A 20,186-nucleotide genomic window follows, 5' to 3' on the forward strand; every position below is an offset into this window, starting at 1 on the left:
CGCCACCCCAGCCGCTCTCTGCACCCCCGGTTTGCCGCCTCGCCACGCCGACGACACCCGGATTTGGCGCGACCTGGGGGTTGGGCTAATGTTCCTGTCGCAGCCCGGGGGAAACCCCAGGCGGCAAGCGGACGTAGCTCAGTTGGTAGAGCGCAACCTTGCCAAGGTTGAGGTCGCGAGTTCGAGCCTCGTCGTCCGCTCGGAGAGGTCTCTCTCTTGGTTAGACCTCCGTGGTGGAGTGGCCGAGAGGCGAGGCAACGGACTGCAAATCCGTCTACACGGGTTCAAATCCCGTCTCCACCTCGGGCGATTGGCGCAGCGGTAGCGCGCTTCCTTGACACGGAAGAGGTCACTGGTTCAAACCCAGTATCGCCCACCAGCGTTTACGCAGGTCAGAGGCCGGTTTCCTTCTACAGGAACCGGCCTCGTGCCATTCCTGTGCCAGTTCAGTTGGCACGCGGATGGCACGACGCCTCTTGCTAGAGGAGTCTCACCATGACCACCACTGCCATCACCACCCGCCACACCGAGGCGATCTGCCCGAGCTGGTGCGCCGGCCACACCGAGATCTACCAGGCTTGGGAGACCCTGACCGCGACGGGCCGCAAGATCCGTCAGCACTCCCCCGCCGAGTACCCCGTCATCGGCGGCATCGCCGTGGTCGTCGCGCAGGTCGAGCACGAGGACACCGGGATGGACGCCCCGACCGTCATGGTCGACGCCGACGACAACGCCCCGGACCACGAGCTGAGCGAGGCCGACGCGCACGAGCTGGGCCTGGCCCTGGTCCGCGCGGCTGAGCGCATCCGTCGGGAGCGTGCCCTGTGAGCACCATGACGACCACCACCTGCCCGGCGTGGTGCACCGAGCACACCGGCTTCCCCGACAGCGGCGACGACTGGCACCAGGGGGCCGAGCACTCGGTGGCCGGCCATTCGTTCTACCTGTCGTCCGGCACGATCAGCGGCAACGTCGGGGTGTTCTACATGGAAGGCCCGCCCGACGAAGGGGTCAGCCTGGACGACACGGAGGCGTTCGCCCGCGCCCTGCTCGCCGCGGTTAAGGAGGCACGGGGCGCGGAGGTCGAGCGCGGCTTCGTGGTGGTGTCGGCTGCGACACTCGAAAAGATGGCGCGCGACCTAGGTCTGCCGGTGGAGGTAACTGCGTCGAGGGCGTACTTGTCGACAGGCACGACCACTTTCTCGGCGCCCCTCGACGTCGACCACCCCGACATCGAGAAGTAGGCGCACGCATTTTGATGTCCACCGCGGTGTGGATCAAGGTCGCGTGGGGACCTTGATGTTCCTGCCGGAACATCACCTTGTCGCCCGTGCGCGGATGGCGCAGTCGATCATGGACTACATCTTTCGGCGGAAGCCTTGATCCTCACCGCGATGAACATCTCCATCTGACGTACAGACACCACCGCCCCCGACCGAGAGAGACGGCCGGGGGCGTGGTGCGTTTTCAGGCTAGGCGGCGATCCTGTCGGTATCCCGCAAGGTGGACTGTCGCTGAGGCAGGCGGGCCCGAACGGGCGCCCGGCGCCAGCCTGCTCAACAATCGGCCGCGTGGGCGCTGTCTCGCGTGGCCCGCGCACGCGCACCTGGACTGGTTGGGACGCCGAGACTGTGCAGATCATCCGTCGCCGTGCTCGTCAAAGAGTCTCGGGTCTGGGATGGGCAGCTGCCTGGACCAGTCCTCGAACCGCGCGTCTTCCTCGTTCACTCCATCGCATGTCAGACCAGCCGCCCCACACATGCGCTTGCTGTGCCGGTTGTCGCGATGAATCAGTCCGGTAACGCGAACATCGCCTGATGCTCCAAGTTCCACGCAGCGCGTCACGACGCGGTCGAAGGTGTCCTGGAGCATCTCGCGCCCGATCTGGCCGGCGAACCGACCCCGAAGCCTTGACGCGACCGCTCCGTGTGCGAGGTCGTACTCCGAACCTCGAGCAACCTCCTGGGTGAAGAGGATCGCACCCAAACCATCAGCGTCCAGGCCCACGCGAACCATCCAAGTTTTGCCCTTGGGGATTCGCTCCTCCTGGATGATTTCCTGCACCGCATACTCGTGCATGGCTGAATGGACAGGGCTCAGCCCCACGGCGGTGAGCTCCATGCGGAGATCCTCGTCCGTGCAACGGAAACGCTGGATCGACTTCTGGTCGCGGTAGTTCGCGTCGCGCCACGCCAGGATGGTCAACGGCGGCGGCGGCGCACCTTCGCGGCTCGGTCGTCGTCTGACAGATCGAGGCCCATCGCACGCTTGTAGTCATCCACGACGCTCGCGCGGACCTTTGGCGAGGCGGGCAGGGTAACCCCAACGCTGCCGACTATGCGCGTCACTGAGCGAACGACCCGATGGTCGGTGCCATGGTTGATCAGTGTGCTCATCGCGATTCCTCCGACAGGGACCCTGCGAGCCAGGGCTGTGATGTAGCCCAAGGGGCGGAGCTGGCGGGGTCTGGTTGTCAACTGTAAACAGTTGGTAGCGGGCAGGGAAGGGTTTTGCCTGAGCGGGCGCGTCACAGTCCACACCTCTGGACGGCCTGCCTCACCAGTTTCGGCCAAACGGCGCGGAACGCCTGGGTCGGCGGCAGCACGTCAGCCCACCGAGACAGGGCACACATGAGCCGTGTGGCTCCCGCCGAGGCTCGCCACGGTCACGGGGTACATGCCGTGACGGGCCATCAGCTCGATGGCGCCGAAAGGCACGGAATCCTCCACGACGACGGTCCCAGTCAGGGCCATGTCGTGGCAGCGGATGGTGCCGGGGGGATCGGCGCGGTGGGCGCCTCGAGCGATGCGGCCCACGACATCAACCCGCAGGATCGCCCAGAAGCTGGGATTATCCCCGGGGATGCTCAGCAGTCGCAGGCCCAGCAGGTCCCCCAGGTCGGGCACGACGTTGTAGCCGCAGGTGCAGGCGGGGTCGGGGACCGCAGCGTGCAGTCCCGACAGCGGACGCACGGAGGGGAAGTACGGGACCAGGCCCGTCGACGTCCGGGGTCGGCAGGTGGGCGTGTTGAAGTAGCCGAACGTCGCAGAGTCGGGCGTGAGGTCGACGTCGTTGATCGCCAGGCCGATCTTCGGGTCATAGGAGACCTGCGAGATGCGCCAGCCACGCAGGGGGCGAGCGGGGTCGATCCAGCCTGTCGAGCTGGTGACGGACCATCGGGGGTCAGCGGTGCTCTCAGTGGCGTCTACGGGGATACAGGACGGGCAGGTGGTGGTGGGCAGTGGCATGGCGGTGTGCTCCTTGCGGTGAAGGGGGTTCGGATCACGAAGGCAGGCGACCCCGACGGACACTTCGCCGGTAGCGTCCGCTCTCTCCCTAGGACCCCCACCCCATCGTGCGCACGCGCGCGACCCCCTGGTCGGGGGCCGGGGGGAGATGAACCGCTACCGGCGGAGCGGTCCAGGAAGGAGCGCCCGCAGCGATGCGGACGCCCCTTCCCCGTTCCGACCGACTCGGCGCTGGTCAGGTCTCAGCGGCCATCTGAGGGCCACTCCCTGGCCATCGATCCATGCTCGTCAGGACATTGCGCCGAGCATGGTGACGTTGACACCGAGGATCGCTCAGGCTGCCGTGAGATCCACGACAGCCATCGACGCAGGACGGAAGAACTGGAACCCGAAGCGACCCTCAGAGCGCAGCTTCATCTGGTTCTTGTCGAACAGGTCGCCAGCCTGAGTGGCGGCCAGCGTGTGCGCAGCCTCGCGGATGCGCAGTCGGGTCTGCGACCAGTTGCCGACGATGGCGGTTCCGACCGGCACGGCGACCGAGGGCACGCCTCGCACGCCAGGCCCGAAGATGCGCTCGCCGACAGCATCGGTGAACAGGAAGCCACCAGTAGCCCCGTCCTCGCGCATGAGGTCCAGGGCCTCGATGTCGGAGGGGTGCATGGCCACCCCGGTGATGGCCTCCCCCTTGAGCTCCTGCACGGTGCGGGCCTTGCGGAGGGTGACCAGGGGGTCGGTGTTGAACGCGACCTGCTCGACACCGCTGGTGTTGAGGATGCCGGTCCACTCCTCGCCCAACCCGGTGCCGGACACGATGAGTCGCTCGATGACCTCGAAGATCCCCGTCTCCATCTGCGACTCGAGCACCTGCAAGACGCTGGCGTGGTCGGAGGCGTAGCGGATCGGGAAGGGCTCGGACAGGTGGGCGATGACTCGCGCCCGGTCCTCCACCGACTCGAAGGTGTAGACCGATGTCGGCTTGGTGGCGTTGTCGGCCACGACGTCGGCGTTGTTGGTCGCCACAACCTGGCGCAGGTACTCGAAGGTGTGCTGGTCGAGTCCTTCGCGGGGCACGAGGTCGAGCAGCCGCGTCGGCACCGCGGGCAGCGGCGAGACAGTGACGGCCGGCGGGGTGGTGATCTCCCCGGTCAGCAGTGCCTTAACGCCCATGCCGTGGGCGCTCTTGGCCAGACCCACGGTGACGCTCTTGGCCCAGGTGCTGCCGCCGGATCGTGCCGGGACGGTGCCCTTAGCGGGCGGGTCGAACGAAGGCTCGGGCGGGATGCCCTGGGTGGGGTCCACGACCCCGCTGGCGGTGAGCTGGGCGACCAGCTCGGCGGACTTCTCCGCCTTTGCGATCTGGGCGTCAGTGTCTTCGATCTGCTTGAACAGTCCCTCGACCTCGGCGGTCTGAGAGGGGGTGAGGTCGCGGGAATCCGCCTTGGCCTCGTCAACGATGCCGCGGGCCTGCGAGAGCAGTGCGGCGCGCTTTTCCTTGAGATTCATGATGGTGCTCCGGTATCTCGCCGAACGCAGCATGCGTTCGGCGTAGCAGTGAGTGAGTGACCGCTGCACGGAGACGGGCGGTGTAGATACCGCTGGCCTGCGACGTGCGTTCTGCGGGCATCTGACCGGATCGACGGGCGGAGTGGTTACCGCTGGCCTCACGCTGCCGAACTTCACAACCTTTGATCCTCGGAACTTGGCCCGAAGGCTCCTCGTCCCTTGTCGCTAGCTGCGCTCGTCCGGTGATCGGATGCCCTGATTCTATCAGCCCGTAGACCCATTCTCGGCCGCTAGCGAGAGCAACGCGCCGCGAAGTTGGTCCTGGGCATTGGGCACCGCTTGCGCGGTGAGAGTGGCGGCGTATCGAGCGGTCGCAATTAGCAGGTGAGTGTGCCGCTCGACGTCGATCGCCTCACCTAGGACGACACGGCATGCGGTGTCATCGGAAGTGACCATGCCGAGCACCAGGCGCATGGCCCGACGCTCGTCGTCGGTGGTGATGGTCGTCATCGGGTCTCCTCGTGGTCGTGGTTGCCGCCGCGGTGGTCGCAGCGGGCGCAGCAGTAGGTGCCTCGCAGCGCACGCACCCCGCGACAGCCGGCCGGGGTGGCCTCGCAGTCGGGGCAGGTGCGCGTCGAGCGCGGGATGGTCTGGAGGTTGGGCAGGTCGATCACTGGCTCGCCTTTCGGGTGTGTGAGCGGGGCGCACGGTCGATGCCGCCCCAGACGTGGAACGGCTCGGCGCTGGCCTCGGCGTAGTCGAGGCACAGAGCCCGTGCGGGGCAGGGCTGGCACGCGAGGGCGGCTTCCTGACGCTCTGCGCGCTCGTCGCTGGTGAACGGGTCGGGGTCGACCTGGCAGGGGGTGGGTCGCCCGGCATCGGCCAGTACGCCGAGCGCGTGACTGAGCGCCAGCCAGGCGACGCGCTCGGGGTCGGTAGTCGTCACTGGGCGGCCCTCCGGTAGTCCTTGATGTGGCAATCGGTGGTGATGCCGTCGAGCACCTCAACTGCCTCAGCCAGCAGCCGGCGAACGGCGCTGGTGGAGATGAGCAGCTCCTCGTCGAGGTGGGTGTCTCGCTCGCGCAGGTGCTCGGCCAGGTCCGCAACGCGATGCGGATAGCAGGTGAAGCCCTCGCGGCACTGACAGGTGGGTGCCTGCTCGCGCAGACGGCTGGTTAGGTCGATGACGGTCGCGGTCATGCGCTTTCCCTCTGCTCGGTGTCGGTGTAGGGCTCCTCGAGCGGGTAGTCGTCCATCCATGCCGGAGGCTCGGGCAGGGCCTCACCCGGCACCTGCTCCCCGTTGCTGCGCTTTTCGACCTCAGTGCCAGCGGGCCTGACGGCCCGAGAGGTGGGCGCGTGGTCGGGGTGGGTGGGTCTACTACAGGGAAGGGGGGACGTGGTGTCCCTCCTTGTGGGGGGTGCCTGCACCTCGTAAGGGGGGACAAACGGCCGGAACGTAATCGGGTACGTCATGTCCCCCCTTACGTCGAGAGCCTCGAAGCCTGCTGGGCGTCCGTAGGTGCCTCGCCACCGCTTGCTTAGGTACCCCTTGGCCTCGAGCCGCTGGGCCAGCTTCTTCACGTTCTCCGGCGAGGTGTGCATGGCACAGGCGATGTAGTCGTAGTGCAGAGAGAACTTCCCGCCCGCATCCATGCCCCTACTGCCAGAGCGGCGCACACCGTCGACGTACTCGGTCGGCAGGTGCACCAGCGTGATGAGAAACAGGCGCTCAACGTTGCCGAGATCGGGGTTCGCCAGTGCGTTGCGGAAGATCACCGGGCGGCGGTCGCTCCTGCTCATGCGACACCCCCGACCCACTCGCGCCACTCGGCCTCAATCTCGGCCGCTAGGAGCTCGGGGCGACTCCAACCGTTGCGCCAGGCTTCGCGTCGGGCATGGAACCCATCGCTCTCCCCCGCGAGGTAGGCGGCTCGAAGATCGTTGATCTCACGGTGCAGCCGCACGGGTGCCTGCTCGCCGTCGAGGAACCAGCACTCAGCCGCGCGCACGACGGCGGCAACCTTCTCGGGACCGTCCGGCAGGGCCTCCCACTCCGGGGTGCCGTATCGCGGACTGTCCGGCGCGCGGTGCATCAGCTTGCGAGCCCACTCGCGGCGGCTCACCACAGCTGCCCCCTCAGTGCGGGCAACGGGTCGTCCTCGGTCACGTCGACGACGTAGCCGCGAGACTCCCACCGGGCGATCAGGTCGGACGCGGTGCGCGGGGTCGTGACCCATCCGCGACCGAGCGCCGACCAGCACGGGGCGCGACCCTTGAGGTCGACCAGCGCCTCGCGGCTTCCGTGCCCACGGACGTAGGCGCACGAACGCTTTACGAAGATGACTTCGAAGCGTGGCCGACTCATGCGACCACCTCGCGGCCGGCAGCACGACGGCACTCAGGACCGATGCCCAGCGAAACGGAGAGAGTCGCGCTCAGTGGGTGCTGGCACACCCGGCAGCGGGTAGAATCGGTTTCGTTGAGGTCGCCATCCGAGACATTGGCCGTTTCCACCTTGGGCGAGGTGGGGCGGCCGTTTCGATTCTCAGACACGGCCACCACCACCCGCGGTGGGGATCGGTCGCAAGAGTGCGTCCAGGTCGGCGCGACGAATGCGCACCAGCCTCGAGCCCTTCACCCGGTGACCGGGGAGGTCTCCTCGCGAGATGTAGTTGCGGACGGTGCGGTCGGTGACGCCGAGATACTCGGCAGCTTCAATCTGAGACAGCCAACGGGTCTGCTCAGGGGACGAGACGGACATGCGGAACTCCCGTTGCCCCCGAGGGGCGAGCGGGACGTCTCACGCAGCAGATGCCGTCCGGTGCTGCCGGGACCGCTCAAGAAACCAAACGGTGGTCCGGGATATTCGTGACTCTCGTACCAGTGTAGCAGTTAGTCGCCGCTCGATTCCGGTCGAGTGGCTCCGATGCCGTCGCGATTGACGTCGGCATCGGTGAGCACCAGGTCTTCGCCTCGCTCTCGCGCAGCCTGCAAACGCTCCAGGAAGTCGGCGGCGGCGTAGTGCACGTGGCAGTTAGGGCACACGACCAAGAGGTGGTCGTGACCGTCGTACTTGATGATGCGGTTGGGAACCTTGCTTTCCCGAACCGGACGATTCGCGAGGGTCAGCACAGCCTCAATCTCGTCGTGACTCCAGGGGCGAGAACGGTCGCGCTCATTCACTATTCGGTCGAGTTTGCGCTCGTGTGGCTGCATCCGATTGCGGGGATTGAGTAGCACTCGCTCGCACTTCCCGCACCGCAACTTCCCTCCCTTCATTCGCCCACCTCCACCATTGCGGACAGACGCCGCGCGATCTCGACGTCGCGCTCAGCGGCGGCGTGCTGGTAACGCAGCGCAGCGGCGGGAGTCGAGTGCCCGAGCCGGCCCATGAGCTCGGCCAGGGTGGCGCCGGTCTGCGCGGCGAGGACAGCCCCGGTGTGCCTCAGATCGTGCCAGCGAAGGTCCGGCCGCCCGGCGGCCTCGCGCGCTCGGTAGAAGACGCGGTAGAGGCTCGAGGGCGCGAGGTGGCCGCCGCCCCGTGCTGGAAATAGCAAGCCATCCTTGCCAGGCTCAGCGTGCTTGAGCAGGTGTTCTCGCACGAGCGGCAACAGGTGGGGCGGGATCGCCACGTCGCGCGCGCCGGCATCCGACTTGGGCGTCTTGACGATGACCTCTCCCCCGGCGCGGACGACACCTCGGCGGATGTGCAGGACCCCGGTCTTGGTATTCACGTCGCCCCGGCGCAGCTCGGCCAGCTCGCCGAATCTCAGGGCGCACCACGAAGCGAGCAGGACCATGACGCGGTAGCGCTCCGGCATGGCACGCGCGATGGTCTCAAGTTCAGCGAGGCTGGCCGGTTTCACCTTCTTGACGCGCGTCGTGGAGCCCCCACCGCGGACCTTGGCGGGGTTGGCGGTGGTGATGAGGTTCCGGTCCACGGCAGTCCCCAGGATGGTCCGCAGCAGGCTGTAGGCGTGCGCCTGGGTGGTCGGCTTCCCCACGGCGGTGACGGCGTACCAGTGGTCGACTTGCTCGGGGGTAATGAACTTGAGCGGGGTGTCGCCGAAGGTCGGCAGCAGGTAGGTGTCAAGGAGCTTGCGGTAGTGCTCGCGAGTGCGGTCGGCGAGCTGGCGACCCTTGACTGTGCGGCCGGTCAGCCAGGCCTCGGCGTACTCCCCGAACGTAAGCGCGCGGACCTTGCCCGGTCCCCCACCTGGTCGCCAGGTCTCTCGCACAATGTCGGCGCGAACGGTCGACAGCCAGGTCTCCGCGTCGCCCTTGGTGTCGAAGGTCGTGTGCGCCTTGTGAGTGAGTCCGTCCGGCCCGGTGTAACGCGCCTGCCAGCGGCCTGAGGGAAGCTTTCGGGTGCTCCCGAACGCCGTGCGGCGCCCCTTGGTGTTCGCCATCTGTCGCCTGTCTGTAGGCCCTGCGTGCCATGTACGTGCCAGAACAGACTATCACTCGCTTCCGTTGCGTTCCGGCAGATGCCGCGCTACTGTTTAGCGTGTTCGCAGGTCAGAACGGTGAACTTGCTGGTCAGACCTAGTGACGCATTCAGAGTTGGAAACTGGTTCAAACCCAGTATCGCCCACCACCAACCCGCAGGTCAGAGGCTAGTTCCTCGACCTGCGGGTTTTCTTTGCGCCGCTAGGTGCGACATTCCAGGCATGGTCCCGTCAGTCCTTCGGACGGCGAACGCTCTCGCGGGCAGCGTCGAGCAGGCGTTGTGCTCGCCCCTGCAGATCGGGCAGGTCCGGATCAAAGTCTGCTACGGCTTCCTTCTTAGCGTCGTCGGCCCACTCCTGGAAACGCCTCCGCCTCTTGATGTCGTCGAGGAGGTCTGACGTCGGCATCGTGTTGGGGTCGTACTTCAGAACGTCGAACCACTCCTTCTCGAATCGATCCACGCGATTGCCCAAGTAGTCCTTCACACCCGACGAGCGCATCGCCTCAACCAAACCGGTCAACTCGGTTCGGCAACGCGTCGACGCAAACGCCTCAACGGTCGCCTGGGCATCGGTGAGGGTGTCGAGCCTGCGCGAGAGGTACAAGGCCCACGACTGCCGCGTGTCGTCGGTCAGCGAGTCGTCAGAGTCGATCATCACTCGGCACTCCTTGATCACCGCGAACAGGGCCCGGGACTTCTCCTCCCAAACGCGCTCCTCGAAGTCAAGATCGGCCTCGTGGCTTCGCTGGCGCTCACCGCCGATGAAGTTCGCAGCGAGGGTCCCGAGGGCAACCAGCGCCGAGGCAACGACCGAGACAGTGGCGATGTCCATGCGCCGCAGTCTTTCAGTCACCGCCCCGACAAAACGATGGATCCGCGAGCCTTCGTCTGACGCCGCACTGTCGGTGCTTGCAGCTATCGTCACGCACCGTGGACAGCATTTTGGAGCAGTTGACCTCGCGAGATGCCGCCCTGCTCACATGGACCGCTGCGGGGTTGCTCTTGGTCGCATGGTCGATGGTCCGCCGAGGGGACATCGGTCAAAGCGTCGTCTCGGTGATCCGTGCCTTCTTCGCACCGCGCATCGTCGGCATGGTGGCGCTCGTTGCCGCGTGGCTTGTCCTGGTTGTGTACATCGCGGAGCCCATCGGCCTTTGGGACTTCTCGCTGATGAAGGACACGATCGTGATCATCGCGATCGGCGCGCTCATGGCGGGATTCAAGGCGCTGGCCGTTATGAACGGTACGGAGACCATGCGCGGCGAGGTGCGCTCGGTCGTCACCTTCGTCGTGGTTCTTCAGTTCGTAGCCAACCTGCAGACCTTCCCTTACCTCGTGGAGTTGATCCTCGTGCCGGTGGCCGTGCTCCTCGGCGGGATGCAGGCAGTGGCGAATCACAGCGACGAGCACCGGGCTGCGCGACCTGTCATCAACGGCGCGATCATCTTGCTCGGTTGGAGCGTTCTCGTCTGGTCCGTCTACAAAGTCGGAACCTCACTGGGCTCGGCCGAGTGGGAGACGGTCGGGAAGTCGTTTGCGCTGGCATTCTGGCTGCCCGTCGCACTGCTCCCAGCCATCTACATCGCTGCGCTGGTGATGCAGTACGGCAAGGCCTTCTCGATGATGAAGGTCGTGCGCCCGCCCTCACTCGGCGCTCGCCTGGACTTCTACTCGCACCACGGGCTGAACCTCAGACGGCTGAGTGCGTTCTCCCGCAGCCGCGGACGCGCACATGAGTACGCCCGGGCGGGCAGCCGCCAGGGGCGCATGGCGACCCTTCGCGCCCGCCTCTGACTGAGATGGACCGCTCGGGCCGGGTGAAGTCGAAGCCCCCGCCGGCCTCGTTCCAGGTCCGGACCCTCCTCCCACGCCAGGTTCGACGCAGAGTCAGCGCCCGTCGAGCTCGAGGGTGCCCCACCGGGTGACGGCGTAGCTGTGCCCGTGGTGGTCGCGCCAGAGGTAGTCGCCGTGGTCGGTGCGCTGGTAGGTCCAGTGGTCGTCGGTCTTGGCCCGGTGGTGGTGTCGACACAGCGGCGCCAAGTTCTGTGGGTGGGTCTGGCCGGGTGGGCCGCCGAGGTGGAGCGGGATGTAGGGGGTGATGTGGTCGAGGTCGCAGCGCGGGGAGCCGGTGTCGCAGAACGGGAAGACGCAGTGGGTGTCGCGGCGGGTGACCAGGTCGCGCATCCACCGGGTCGGGTCGTGGTCGTCGATCGCGTCGACCCGTGCCATGTCGAGGACCGGCAGCACCGTCACCGATGCGCCACTCAGCCAGTCGCGGATCTTCGCCACCGTTGCGGGACCGAGCCCGAGCACCTGACCGACCTGCGTCGTGTCGGCCACCAGGTCCTCGCTGGTGATGTCGATGTTGAGCCGCACCCGCGGTCGCGGTGCACCGAGCCCGTCGAGGACCACGCCGAGCGCCTCGATCTGCCGCACACCCAGGTCGCGCTCACTGTCCGTATCGGCGGGGTCGGTGGGGTCGGCGGGCGGGGCGGTGGTGTCGATGATCAGGTCGTGCAGGCGCTGCAGGGTGGGGGTGTCTCCGGTGATGCCGAGCCACGAGGTGCCAGCCCACTGCCCGCCCTCACCGGGGCGGCGGTGGCGCAGAGTGAGGCCCCACTCGTTGGTGGCGACCTTCACCTCCGCGACCTCCAACGACGCGGGGTCGTGCAGCGCGATCGCCTCGGCGACCGCCCGGTCGATCCGCGTCGGCCCCACCGAGTCCACGACCGGCGCCAGCACGGCGTCGACGTGCGCGGCAGCCTCCGGGGAGAGCCCTTGGGTGGCTTTCGCGACCCGACGTGCGCGCCACAGCGCAACGTCGAGGGACTCCACCCGGGCGTAGATCTTCGGCAACCGGTGCCGCAGCTCGAGCGCCTCGGCCATCAGGCTGGTCGTCGCCGCCGGCGACATCCGCATCACCGCAGCGAGCTTCTCGGCCGAGAACTCCGCGACCGCAGGCACCCCTTCCCCGCCGATCCAGGCGTCGCAGTCCCAGACCCGCTCCTGCTCACCCCACGAGAGCCGGCTCTCATCGTCTGCTGCGGGGTTCAGGTCGCACCAGCGCAGCACCACCCGCAACCGGCGCCGCTCGGCCCTGCGGACCTCCGCCTCGGCCTCGTGGGCGAAGTCGAGCAACCAGTCAGCGTCGAGGTCGTCGACCTCGAGAGGCTGCCCGTGGCTGTCGGTCTCGATCATGACCCGATTTTACTCGAACAGATGTTCGACGACAAGGGGTTGTGCACACCTGGTTCGTCGCTCCAGGGCGCTGTCGGGGCCTGCTGGGCGACCCGGGTGGCAGGGCTGGACCGCTGATCGACCACCGGGGTCTCCGGCGTACGGACGCCCGTTTGTTTGCGGGGTCTCGGCGACGTTCCTCGCTGGCGCTCGTCACTGCTCGACCAACGGAGGATGCGCAGGGCTCCTCGGCCCGCCCGGTCCGACCACTCCCCGAGGCGCACCGTCCTGACGACCCGTACGCCGCCGTCGGCGTGTCGCGTGAGGGTCGTCAGGACCGTGCCGGAGCCGGGTTCTGACGTACGGGGTCTCGGCGTCGTTCCTGGCTGGCGCCCGTCACTGCTCGACCGACGAGGCGTCCGGGGACGTCCAGTCGGGTCGTCTGGACACCTGCCGGATTCACGGCCGAGGTTCGCCAACAGCCTGCGCGGCCGTCGCGGCCGCGACAGAGTTCGGAGGGACGCCGCCACCTCAGTCCCCCCTGGTGGTCGCGGTCCGAGGCGCAACCCGGCCGTCTCCGGCGTGTCCCCGCCGGAGACGGGTCAGCCCCGTCCTTCGACACGGATGACCTCATCAGTCACATCCGTCACACAGGCCACAGCTGGGCCTACATTCCTCGGGTGCACCGACCTTCCCGCCTGTCCGCCGTCGTCGCCACCGCGCTCGCCACGGCCGCCCTCTCGCTGCCCCTGTCGCCGACACCCACCGCCTCGGCCACCGCGCCCGTGGCCACGGTCCAGGTCAGCGCCGCCGCCGGAACCGCGGACCGCCGCGCGGCGGACGACCGCGACCGGGGCTGGGCGCGCCTGACCACCTACCGGCGGGCGGCGCTCGAGGGCTGTCGCCCACCGCGCAAGGACGGCTTCCGCCGCATCGTGCTGCGCCTGCACAACGTCCACGAGAAGCGGCTGCGCCGAGCCGAGATCAGCTTCAAGGACCGCGCCTACTCCCAGCCGTGGAGCGGCAGCAGCCGCACGCCGTGGGTGCGGCCCGGCCGCGCCGCGCCGCTCGCGCGGGTCTCCACCACGGGCCGCCTGGTCACCCAGCGGCTGCGGGTGCGGCTGCGCACCCGCCACGACGCGAGCCCGGTGCGCTCGCTGCGGTGGAGCGAGGTGCCGACCTGCCGACGCGGGCGCCGCTGAGCCTCACAGCGGCGTGAGGCTCGCGCTCGGCAACCACTCCTGCACCAGGCCCCACGAGCCGGGCCGCACGCGCGCGGCGTACACGACCAGGCCCTGCCAGCCCTCGGGACCCTGCCGCCACTCCAGCAGCAGGCCGGGGCGCTTCTCGCCCTCCTCGTCGAGCGGGTCGCCCACCCAGCAGTGCCGCGCGGGGCACGCCGAGGTCGGCGTACGACGCGCGGGCGCGGCGGGCGGGGCCGGCCGGTCGCTGCGCCGGCGCTCGCCGAGCGGCACCCCGCTCCCCCGCTTGTTCATCCCGCCGGCCACCCGCCGATCCTCCCACAGGATCGAACGCACGTTCGACCCACGTGTCGATCCGTGCGCGCCCCGCGGCGTCGGATACGGTCGTGGGGACCCGCACCCGAGCCGACCGAGCCGACCGAGCCGATCAGCGGAGGACCACCGTGCCGAGCACCCCCCATCCGTCCCGCGCGACCACCCGCCGCCCCGTCCTGGGCTCGGTGCTGGTGCCGGTGGCCGTGTCCCTCATGGTCGCCGCCGTGCTGGTCGTGCCGGGCCTGGTCTCCCCCGGCGACGCCACCGAGGACCGCACCCGCGACCTCGACCGCTCGGCGGCCGGCTCGAAGAGCTGGGACACGATGAAGACCTACAAGCGCGCGAAGCTGCAGGCCTGCCGCCCGCCCTCGAGCAACGGCTACGCCCACCTGCTGGTGCGGATGAAGAACAAGCACAACACCTCCGAGCGCCGCGCCGAGGTGTGGGTCAAGGACGCCGCCGCCGGCCCGATGTGGACCTCGTCGGCGCACAGCGGCTGGACGCGCGCGGGCAGGCGGAAGGTCTTCGCCCGCTTCAGCGGCACCGGCGACCTGGCCAAGCAGAAGGTGCGCGTCAAGATGCGCACCCACAACGGCGCGAAGAAGTTCACCTACTTCAACTGGTCACGCGTGCCCGTCTGCTGACCGGCCTGCGACGGCTCAGTCGTCGTCGGTCGCGGCGTCCTCGTTGTGGGTGCCGGGGCGCGGGGCCCAGGGCAGCTCCTTCGCCGGGCGTACGACGATCAGCCGGTCACCGCGGGCGAGCTGGCTGACCACCGGGTCGAAGTAGCGGTAGACCTTCTCGTCGCGCACCACCGAGATCACCTGGTCGGGCAGCGACTGGGGCTGGCGGCCCACCTCGGTGACCAGCAGCTCGCGCTCGGCCACCTCGAGCCCGTCGCCGTAGCTGAGCAGGTCCTCCATCACGGTGCCCAGCGTCGGGGAGACGCTGGACAGGCCCAGCAGCCGGCCGACCGCGTCGGAGGAGGTGATGACGGAGTCGGCGCCGGACTGCCGCATCAGCGGCGAGTTCTCGTGCTCGCGCACCGCGGTGACGATGTAGGCGTCGGGGTTGAGCTGGCGCACCGTCAGGGTGGCCAGCACGTTGGAGTCGTCGCGGTCGGTGGTGATGATGACCTGCTCGGCGTCGGCGACACCGGCGCGGCGCAGCACGCCGCGGCGGGTCGCGTCGCCCGAGACGACCGCCAGGCCGTCGGCGTGCGCGTCCTGCATGGCGACCTCGCTGGGGTCGACCACCACGATCGCCTCCCGCTCGAGACCGTTGTTGAGCAGGGTCTGCACCGCGCTGCGGCCCTTGGTGCCGTAGCCGATGACGACGACGTGGTGGTCCATGTGCTTCCTCCAACGGGCCACGCGGAACATCTCGCGACCCTGTGATGCCAGCACCTCGATGGTCGTGCCGATGAGCAGGACCAGGAACGCGATGCGGGCGGGGGTGATGACGAAGGCGTTGATCAGGCGGGCGGAGTCGGTGACCGGGGAGATGTCGCCGTACCCGGTCGTGCTGAGCGTGACGGTCGTGTAGTAGATCGCGTCGATCAGGCTGATGCCCGGGTCGGGTCCGGTGCCGTCGCGGTAGCCGCCGCGGTCGAGGTAGACCAGCAGCACGGTGCCGACGAGGATGGCCAGGGCGGCCAGCAGCCGCCGGGACAGCTCGAACCAGGGCGACCGGACCGGCTCGGGCAGGGAGATGGTCCCCCGCTCGCGGCCCTCGGTGAGGTCACGGGGCTGCTCGGTCACACGGGCGAACCTACTCGACCGGCTCCTCGAGCGGTGCGAGGCGGTCCCGCGACATGCGGGCCCGGAAGCGCTGCACCAGCTCGAGGCGCGCCCGCGTGGTGGCCGACTGCGGGAAGACCGTGTCGAACGCGGCGTTGACCGCCGCCCCGATGAGCACGGCCAGGGCGAGCAGGTAGAGCCAGAGCAGTACCGCGATGGGCGCCGCCAGCGGGCCGTAGATCGAGCGCGACTCGGCGGCGGTCACGGTCAGCACCCAGCGCAGCAGGTAGGAGCCGCCGATCCAGGCCAGCAGCGAGAAGGTGGCCCCGGGCAGGTTGAAGCTCCAGTTGGTGCGCACCGGCACCGACAGGTGGTAGAGCGTGGCCAGGAAGCAGATGCACACCGCCACCACGACCGGCCAGTAGAAGGCCATCAGCATGTCGACCCGGTTGGGCAGCACCTGGCGCACCATCGTGGGCCCGGCCACGACCAGCGGGAGCGAGACCACGCCGGTGACCATGGCCAGCACGTAGAGCAGGAACGACAGCGCCCGGGTCTTGACGATCCCCCGGTGCCCGCCGAGACCGTGCATCACGGTGATGGTGTCGACGAAGACGTTGAGCGCGCGCGAGCCCGACCACAGGGCGAGCACGAAGCCCAGGGAGATGACGTCGAAGCGACCGCCCTCCAGGACGTCGTCGATGGTCTTGGCGATGACGTCGTCGACGGCTCGCTCGGTGAGCAGGCGCGAGGAGACCTCGAGGATGGCCGCGCGCACGTCCTCGACCTGGGCGGGGGTGAACTGGTCGGAGACGTAGCCGACGCCGCCGGCCAGCGCGAAGATCAGCGGCGGCACCGAGAGCACCGCGAAGAACGCCGCCTCGGCGGCCAGTCCGGTCACCCGGTAGCGCAGGCACGAGCCCGCCGTGGTGACCACCAGGCGCCACAGCAGGTGCCCCGCCCGCCGCGCTCGCGCCTCGAGCGTCTCGCGCAGCTGCTCCACCGCCTCGCGCAGCTGGGAGGTCCCTCCGGTGCCCGAGGCCATGCGCCTACGGTATCCGCATGCAGACCTCCAGCAGCGCTCGCGCCGACCTGCGCGTCGTGACCAACCAGGCTCCCCCGCTCACCGGCCACAACGTGGTCACCGCCGACGCCGCCCTCACCGAGGGCGTGCTGCGCCACGGCACCCAGGACACGCTCGACAGCCTGGTGGCCCTCGGCACCGAGGCCGGCTCGGCCGAGGCCCGCGAGCACGGCCAGCTCGCCAACGAGCACCACCCCGAGCTGGTGCCCTACGACCGCTACGGCCACCGCATCGACGAGGTGGCCTTCCACCCCTCGTGGCACTGGTTGATGGAGCGCGCCGTCGGGCACGGCCTGGCCGCGACCCCGTGGGAGGAGCAGGCCGAGGGCGAGCGCCACGCCCACCTGCGCCGCGCCGCCGGCTTCATGGCCTGGTCGCACACCGAGCCTGGTCACGGCTGCCCGATCTCGATGACGTACGCCGCCGTGCCGGCGCTGCGGGCCGACGAGGCCATCGCCAAGGAGTGGACCCCGCTGCTGGCCTCGCGCCGCTACGACCCCGGGGTGCGCAACCCGAGCGAGAAGCTCGGGGCGCTCGCGGGCATGGGGATGACCGAGAAGCAGGGCGGCTCCGACGTGCGCGCCAACGTGACGCGGGCGCAGCCCTCGGGCGGCCTCGACGGCACCTACACGCTGCACGGGCACAAGTGGTTCACCTCGGCGCCGATGAACGACGTCTTCCTGGTGCTGGCCCAGACCGACGGCGGGGTCACCTGCTTCGTGGTGCCGCGGGTGCTGCCCGACGGCACCCGCAACCAGCTCGACGTCGTGCGGCTCAAGGACAAGCTCGGCAACCGCTCCAACGCCTCCTCCGAGCTCGAGATGGACGGCACCGTCGGGCTGCGCCTGGGCGACGAGGGCCGGGGCGTGCGCACCATCATCGAGATGGTCGCCGCCACCCGGCTCGACTGCGTGCTGGGCTCGGCCTCCCTGATGCGCCGCGCGGTCTCGGAGGCCTCCTGGCACGTCACGCACCGCTCGGCCTTCGGCTCGCGCCTGGTCGACAAGCCGCTGATGCAGAACGTCGTGGCCGACCTGGCCGTGGAGTCCGAGGCCGCCACCGCGCTGGCGCTGCGCCTGGCCTCGGCCGTCGACGGGCTGGCCGACCCGCACGAGGCGGCGCTGCGGCGCATCGCGCTGCCGCTGGCGAAGTTCTGGGTCTGCAAGCGCACCCCGATGATGGTCGCCGAGGCGCTGGAGTGCCTGGGCGGCAACGGCTACGTCGAGGAGTCGGTGCTGCCGCTGCTCTACCGCGAGGCCCCGCTCAACTCGGTGTGGGAGGGCTCGGGCAACGTCAACGCCCTCGACGTGCTGCGCGCCCTGGGCCGCGAGCCCGAGGTGCTCGACGCCTGGATCACCGAGGTCGGCCTGGCTCGCGGCGGCGACGCGCGCCTCGACCGGGCCGTCGAGGACACCCTGGCCCTGATCGGCTCGCTGATGGGCGAGCCCGAGGCGATGGAGCGCAGCGCGCGCCGGCTGGCCTCGCGGATGGCGGCGGTGCTGCAGGGCTCGCTGCTGGTGCGCTTCGCCCCGCCCGAGGTGGCCGACCTCTTCTGCGCCTCGCGGCTGAGCCCGTCGTACGACGGCGTGCTGGGTGCACTCGAGGGCGGCGACCTGCGTGCGGTCGTGGAGCGGACCACCCCGACCGTCTAGGCGGGGCGCCCGTGCGGGGCGCCCCGGCCGGGGCGCCCCGCACGGGCCTCAGCTCAGCTCGAGCCCGGGGTAGAGCGGGTGCTTGTCGAGCATCTCGGCGGAGCGCGCCCTGACCCGGTCGGCGACGCCGTCGGCCAGCACGAACGACGCCTTGGACTGGCCGCCGGCCTTGGTCGTGCCGGGCTGGGTGTTGGAGAGCACGTCGACGATGAGGTCTGCGACGGTGTCGAACTCGTCGTGGCCGAACCCGCGGGTGGTCAGCGCCGGGGTGCCCAGGCGGATGCCGGAGGTGTACCAGGCGCCGTTGGGGTCGGCGGGCACCGAGTTGCGGTTGGTGACCACGCCAGCCTCGAGCAGCGCCGACTCGGCCTGGCGACCGGTCAGGCCGTACTTGCTGACGTCGACCAGCACCAGGTGGTTGTCGGTGCCGCCGGTGACCAGGTCGGTGCCGCGGGTCAGGAAGCCCTCGGCCAGCGACTTGGCGTTGTCGGCGACCTGCTGGGCGTAACCGCGGAAAGAGTCCTGGCGGGCCTCGGCGAAGGCGACGGCCTTGGCGGCCATCACGTGCGAGAGCGGGCCGCCGAGCACCATCGGGCAGCCCCGGTCGACGCTGGGGGCGTACTCCTCGGTGGCCAGCACGATCCCGCCGCGCGGCCCGCGCAGCGACTTGTGCGTGGTCGAGGTGACGATGTGGGCGTGCGGGACCGGGTCCTCGTCGCCGGTGAAGACCTTGCCGGCGACCAGACCCGCGAAGTGGGCCATGTCGACCATCAGGGTCGCGCCGACCTCGTCGGCGATCTCGCGCATCTTGGCGAAGTCGACCCGGCGGGGGTAGGCGGAGTAGCCCGCCACCAGCACCAGCGGCTTGAACTCGCGGGCCTTGGCGGCGACCTTGTCGTAGTCGAGCAGCCCGGTCTCGGGGTCGGTGCCGTACTGCTGCTGGTGGAACATCTTGCCGCTGATGTTGGGCCGGAAGCCGTGGGTCAGGTGGCCGCCGGCGTCGAGGCTCATGCCGAGCAGGCGCTGGTTGCCCAGCTCGCGGCGCAGCTCCTCCCAGTCGGCGTCGGTGAGCTCGTTGACGTTCTTGGCCTGCGCCTTCTCCAGCCAGGGGCCCTCGACGCGGTGCGCCAGGATCGACCAGAACGCCACCAGGTTGGCGTCGATGCCCGAGTGCGGCTGCACGTAGGCGTACTCGGCGCCGAACAGCTCGCGGGCGTGCTCGGCGGCGATCGACTCGACGGTGTCGACGTTCTGGCAGCCGGCGTAGAAGCGGTGACCGACCGTGCCCTCGGCGTACTTGTCGCTGAACCAGGTGCCCATGGTCATCAGCACGGCCGGCGAGGCGTAGTTCTCGCTGGCGATGAGCTTGAGCGAGGCGCGCTGGTCGGCGAGCTCGGCGCGGGTCGCCTCGGCGATCCGCGGCTCCACCGAGGCGATGACCTCGAGTGCCTGGGAGTAGGCGCTGCTGGACAGGCGGGACAGGTCGTCGGTCATGGGGCCAGCCTACGCAGCGCGCCGCCCCGGCCGGGCCCGTGGCAGCGGCGTACGCCGGCCCGCCGGGTGTGACGTGTGCCGCACTCGCGGCGCGGTTGAGCGTGCGCACGGCACCGTCGGTCCAGATGTCGAGATCGACGTCTCACTGCATGAGATGTCGGGTTGTGGCCGGGCCGTCCAGAAGTTGAGACTCCTTGCCATGAGCCTCGCCGCGACCCACGTCCACCTGGTGGTCCGCCGCCACGTGGACCTCGGGCGCACCCGCAGCTCGATGTGTCGACCCTCCTGAGCCGCCCTTTCCCGCGCGTCGCCGCGCACCC

General features: G+C 69.3%; 27 protein-coding genes and 3 tRNA genes. 9 read left to right on the forward strand and 21 right to left on the reverse strand.

Annotated features, from left to right (window positions below; all coding sequences use genetic code 11):
* The first annotated feature begins 127 nt into the window (after nt 1–127).
* The 5 genes from JOE61_RS01765 to JOE61_RS01785 all read left to right on the forward strand — a co-directional run bounded on the left by JOE61_RS01765 (nt 128) and on the right by JOE61_RS01785 (nt 1,244).
* A tRNA-Gly gene (locus JOE61_RS01765) sits at nt 128–200 on the forward strand.
* Nucleotides 201–232: 32 nt separating this feature from the next.
* A tRNA-Cys gene (locus tag JOE61_RS01770) sits at nt 233–303 on the forward strand.
* A 1-nt stretch (nt 304) separates the two neighbouring features.
* Nucleotides 305–379 (forward strand) — tRNA-Val (locus JOE61_RS01775).
* 116 nt (nt 380–495) lie between these two features.
* Nucleotides 496–828, forward strand: a complete 333-nt coding sequence (locus tag JOE61_RS01780) for a DUF6907 domain-containing protein (protein WP_193669331.1) — start codon at nt 496–498, stop codon at nt 826–828.
* A complete protein-coding gene (locus JOE61_RS01785) occupies nt 825–1,244 on the forward strand; it encodes a polysaccharide deacetylase family protein (RefSeq protein ID WP_193669330.1) in 420 nt (139 codons plus the stop codon). Before JOE61_RS01780 ends, JOE61_RS01785 begins: the two co-directional genes overlap by 4 nt.
* 394 nt (nt 1,245–1,638) lie before the next feature.
* Here the strand turns inward: JOE61_RS01785 and JOE61_RS01790 are convergent, their stop codons facing one another.
* The 16 genes from JOE61_RS01790 to JOE61_RS01860 form a co-directional block, all read right to left on the reverse strand.
* Entirely contained in the window at nt 1,639–2,121 is a 483-nt protein-coding gene (locus JOE61_RS01790; RefSeq protein ID WP_193669329.1) for a hypothetical protein, read from the reverse strand.
* A gap of 80 nt (nt 2,122–2,201) precedes the next feature.
* Nucleotides 2,202–2,396: a hypothetical protein gene (locus JOE61_RS01795; protein WP_193669328.1), complete on the reverse strand. Its 195-nt coding sequence runs from the start codon at nt 2,394–2,396 to the stop codon at nt 2,202–2,204.
* 210 nt (nt 2,397–2,606) lie between these two features.
* On the reverse strand, nt 2,607–3,248 hold the full coding sequence (locus JOE61_RS01800) for a hypothetical protein (protein WP_193669327.1): 642 nt from the start codon (nt 3,246–3,248) through the stop codon (nt 2,607–2,609).
* A 333-nt stretch (nt 3,249–3,581) separates the two neighbouring features.
* Complete coding sequence (locus JOE61_RS01805) at nt 3,582–4,820, reverse strand: phage major capsid protein (RefSeq protein WP_204797122.1); 1,239 nt, start codon at nt 4,818–4,820, stop codon at nt 3,582–3,584.
* A gap of 195 nt (nt 4,821–5,015) precedes the next feature.
* Nucleotides 5,016–5,261 carry a hypothetical protein gene (locus tag JOE61_RS01810; protein WP_193669325.1) on the reverse strand — a complete coding sequence of 82 codons (246 nt, stop codon included), beginning with the start codon at nt 5,259–5,261 and terminating at the stop codon, nt 5,016–5,018.
* The gene (locus JOE61_RS01815) at nt 5,258–5,425 is read right to left on the reverse strand and encodes a hypothetical protein (RefSeq protein ID WP_193669324.1); all 168 of its coding nucleotides are present in this window, start codon (nt 5,423–5,425) and stop codon (nt 5,258–5,260) included. Before JOE61_RS01815 ends, JOE61_RS01810 begins: the two co-directional genes overlap by 4 nt.
* On the reverse strand, nt 5,422–5,697 hold the full coding sequence (locus JOE61_RS01820; RefSeq protein ID WP_193669323.1) for a WhiB family transcriptional regulator: 276 nt from the start codon (nt 5,695–5,697) through the stop codon (nt 5,422–5,424). Before JOE61_RS01820 ends, JOE61_RS01815 begins: the two co-directional genes overlap by 4 nt.
* Complete coding sequence (locus JOE61_RS01825) at nt 5,694–5,951, reverse strand: hypothetical protein (RefSeq protein ID WP_193669322.1); 258 nt, start codon at nt 5,949–5,951, stop codon at nt 5,694–5,696. Before JOE61_RS01825 ends, JOE61_RS01820 begins: the two co-directional genes overlap by 4 nt.
* Nucleotides 5,948–6,553, reverse strand: a complete 606-nt coding sequence (locus tag JOE61_RS01830) for a hypothetical protein (protein WP_193669321.1) — start codon at nt 6,551–6,553, stop codon at nt 5,948–5,950. The genes JOE61_RS01825 and JOE61_RS01830 overlap by 4 nt, the downstream gene beginning before the upstream one ends.
* On the reverse strand, nt 6,550–6,876 hold the full coding sequence (locus JOE61_RS01835) for a DUF2742 domain-containing protein (protein ID WP_193669320.1): 327 nt from the start codon (nt 6,874–6,876) through the stop codon (nt 6,550–6,552). The genes JOE61_RS01830 and JOE61_RS01835 overlap by 4 nt, the downstream gene beginning before the upstream one ends.
* On the reverse strand, nt 6,873–7,118 hold the full coding sequence (locus tag JOE61_RS01840) for a hypothetical protein (protein ID WP_193669319.1): 246 nt from the start codon (nt 7,116–7,118) through the stop codon (nt 6,873–6,875). The genes JOE61_RS01835 and JOE61_RS01840 overlap by 4 nt, the downstream gene beginning before the upstream one ends.
* Nucleotides 7,115–7,318, reverse strand: a complete 204-nt coding sequence (locus JOE61_RS22670) for a DUF6011 domain-containing protein (RefSeq protein WP_372440045.1) — start codon at nt 7,316–7,318, stop codon at nt 7,115–7,117. Before JOE61_RS22670 ends, JOE61_RS01840 begins: the two co-directional genes overlap by 4 nt.
* Complete coding sequence (locus tag JOE61_RS22675; RefSeq protein WP_193669318.1) at nt 7,299–7,514, reverse strand: helix-turn-helix domain-containing protein; 216 nt, start codon at nt 7,512–7,514, stop codon at nt 7,299–7,301. The genes JOE61_RS22670 and JOE61_RS22675 overlap by 20 nt, the downstream gene beginning before the upstream one ends.
* A 131-nt stretch (nt 7,515–7,645) precedes the next feature.
* On the reverse strand, nt 7,646–7,885 hold the full coding sequence (locus JOE61_RS01850; protein WP_193669317.1) for a hypothetical protein: 240 nt from the start codon (nt 7,883–7,885) through the stop codon (nt 7,646–7,648).
* 143 nt (nt 7,886–8,028) lie between these two features.
* Complete coding sequence (locus JOE61_RS01855) at nt 8,029–9,162, reverse strand: tyrosine-type recombinase/integrase (RefSeq protein ID WP_193669316.1); 1,134 nt, start codon at nt 9,160–9,162, stop codon at nt 8,029–8,031.
* A 270-nt stretch (nt 9,163–9,432) separates the two neighbouring features.
* Complete coding sequence (locus JOE61_RS01860) at nt 9,433–10,035, reverse strand: hypothetical protein (protein ID WP_193669315.1); 603 nt, start codon at nt 10,033–10,035, stop codon at nt 9,433–9,435.
* A 98-nt stretch (nt 10,036–10,133) separates the two neighbouring features.
* On the opposite strand from JOE61_RS01860, the gene JOE61_RS01865 reads away from it, so the two are divergent.
* Entirely contained in the window at nt 10,134–10,997 is an 864-nt protein-coding gene (locus tag JOE61_RS01865) for a hypothetical protein (protein WP_193669314.1), read from the forward strand.
* Nucleotides 10,998–11,090: 93 nt separating this feature from the next.
* Here the strand turns inward: JOE61_RS01865 and JOE61_RS01870 are convergent, their stop codons facing one another.
* Nucleotides 11,091–12,401 carry an HNH endonuclease signature motif containing protein gene (locus JOE61_RS01870; RefSeq protein ID WP_193669313.1) on the reverse strand — a complete coding sequence of 437 codons (1,311 nt, stop codon included), beginning with the start codon at nt 12,399–12,401 and terminating at the stop codon, nt 11,091–11,093.
* Between the two features lie 659 nt (nt 12,402–13,060).
* On the opposite strand from JOE61_RS01870, the gene JOE61_RS01875 reads away from it, so the two are divergent.
* A complete protein-coding gene (locus tag JOE61_RS01875; RefSeq protein ID WP_193669312.1) occupies nt 13,061–13,582 on the forward strand; it encodes a hypothetical protein in 522 nt (173 codons plus the stop codon).
* A 3-nt stretch (nt 13,583–13,585) separates the two neighbouring features.
* Here JOE61_RS01875 and JOE61_RS01880 read toward each other — a convergent pair whose 3' ends face one another.
* Complete coding sequence (locus tag JOE61_RS01880; protein ID WP_193669311.1) at nt 13,586–13,918, reverse strand: hypothetical protein; 333 nt, start codon at nt 13,916–13,918, stop codon at nt 13,586–13,588.
* A 107-nt stretch (nt 13,919–14,025) separates the two neighbouring features.
* Between JOE61_RS01880 and JOE61_RS01885 the strand changes: the two genes are divergently transcribed.
* Nucleotides 14,026–14,541, forward strand: coding sequence for a hypothetical protein (locus JOE61_RS01885; RefSeq protein WP_193669310.1), 516 nt, complete (start codon nt 14,026–14,028; stop codon nt 14,539–14,541).
* A gap of 15 nt (nt 14,542–14,556) precedes the next feature.
* Here the strand turns inward: JOE61_RS01885 and JOE61_RS01890 are convergent, their stop codons facing one another.
* Nucleotides 14,557–15,657, reverse strand: a complete 1,101-nt coding sequence (locus JOE61_RS01890) for a potassium channel family protein (RefSeq protein WP_307822757.1) — start codon at nt 15,655–15,657, stop codon at nt 14,557–14,559.
* Between the two features lie 10 nt (nt 15,658–15,667).
* Nucleotides 15,668–16,681 (reverse strand): YihY/virulence factor BrkB family protein, encoded by a 1,014-nt coding sequence (locus JOE61_RS01895; protein ID WP_193669309.1) that lies wholly within the window; start codon nt 16,679–16,681, stop codon nt 15,668–15,670.
* A gap of 17 nt (nt 16,682–16,698) precedes the next feature.
* Between JOE61_RS01895 and JOE61_RS01900 the strand changes: the two genes are divergently transcribed.
* Nucleotides 16,699–18,372 carry an acyl-CoA dehydrogenase family protein gene (locus JOE61_RS01900; RefSeq protein ID WP_193669308.1) on the forward strand — a complete coding sequence of 558 codons (1,674 nt, stop codon included), beginning with the start codon at nt 16,699–16,701 and terminating at the stop codon, nt 18,370–18,372.
* Nucleotides 18,373–18,420: 48 nt separating this feature from the next.
* Here the strand turns inward: JOE61_RS01900 and JOE61_RS01905 are convergent, their stop codons facing one another.
* Nucleotides 18,421–19,866: a glycine hydroxymethyltransferase gene (locus tag JOE61_RS01905; protein WP_193669307.1), complete on the reverse strand. Its 1,446-nt coding sequence runs from the start codon at nt 19,864–19,866 to the stop codon at nt 18,421–18,423.
* Between the last annotated feature and the right edge of the window lie 320 nt (nt 19,867–20,186).

Origin of the sequence: Nocardioides salarius, assembly GCF_016907435.1 — a bacterium.
Classification (GTDB): domain Bacteria; phylum Actinomycetota; class Actinomycetes; order Propionibacteriales; family Nocardioidaceae; genus Nocardioides; species Nocardioides salarius.

Excerpts from the sequence above, each read along its gene's own strand:
- JOE61_RS01780 (WP_193669331.1), top strand. The coding sequence starts at position 496 with ATGACCACCACTGCCATCACCACCCGCCACACCGAGGCGATCTGCCCG.
- JOE61_RS01790 (WP_193669329.1), bottom strand. The coding sequence starts at position 2,121 with ATGGAGCTCACCGCCGTGGGGCTGAGCCCTGTCCATTCAGCCATGCAC.
- JOE61_RS01795 (WP_193669328.1), bottom strand. The coding sequence starts at position 2,396 with ATGAGCACACTGATCAACCATGGCACCGACCATCGGGTCGTTCGCTCA.
- JOE61_RS01800 (WP_193669327.1), bottom strand. The coding sequence starts at position 3,248 with ATGCCACTGCCCACCACCACCTGCCCGTCCTGTATCCCCGTAGACGCC.
- JOE61_RS01810 (WP_193669325.1), bottom strand. The coding sequence starts at position 5,261 with ATGACGACCATCACCACCGACGACGAGCGTCGGGCCATGCGCCTGGTG.
- JOE61_RS01825 (WP_193669322.1), bottom strand. The coding sequence starts at position 5,951 with ATGACCGCGACCGTCATCGACCTAACCAGCCGTCTGCGCGAGCAGGCA.
- JOE61_RS01830 (WP_193669321.1), bottom strand. The coding sequence starts at position 6,553 with ATGAGCAGGAGCGACCGCCGCCCGGTGATCTTCCGCAACGCACTGGCG.
- JOE61_RS01840 (WP_193669319.1), bottom strand. The coding sequence starts at position 7,118 with ATGAGTCGGCCACGCTTCGAAGTCATCTTCGTAAAGCGTTCGTGCGCC.
- JOE61_RS22675 (WP_193669318.1), bottom strand. The coding sequence starts at position 7,514 with ATGTCCGTCTCGTCCCCTGAGCAGACCCGTTGGCTGTCTCAGATTGAA.
- JOE61_RS01855 (WP_193669316.1), bottom strand. The coding sequence starts at position 9,162 with ATGGCGAACACCAAGGGGCGCCGCACGGCGTTCGGGAGCACCCGAAAG.
- JOE61_RS01860 (WP_193669315.1), bottom strand. The coding sequence starts at position 10,035 with ATGGACATCGCCACTGTCTCGGTCGTTGCCTCGGCGCTGGTTGCCCTC.
- JOE61_RS01870 (WP_193669313.1), bottom strand. The coding sequence starts at position 12,401 with ATGATCGAGACCGACAGCCACGGGCAGCCTCTCGAGGTCGACGACCTC.
- JOE61_RS01895 (WP_193669309.1), bottom strand. The coding sequence starts at position 16,681 with ATGGCCTCGGGCACCGGAGGGACCTCCCAGCTGCGCGAGGCGGTGGAG.
- JOE61_RS01900 (WP_193669308.1), top strand. The coding sequence starts at position 16,699 with ATGCAGACCTCCAGCAGCGCTCGCGCCGACCTGCGCGTCGTGACCAAC.
- JOE61_RS01905 (WP_193669307.1), bottom strand. The coding sequence starts at position 19,866 with ATGACCGACGACCTGTCCCGCCTGTCCAGCAGCGCCTACTCCCAGGCA.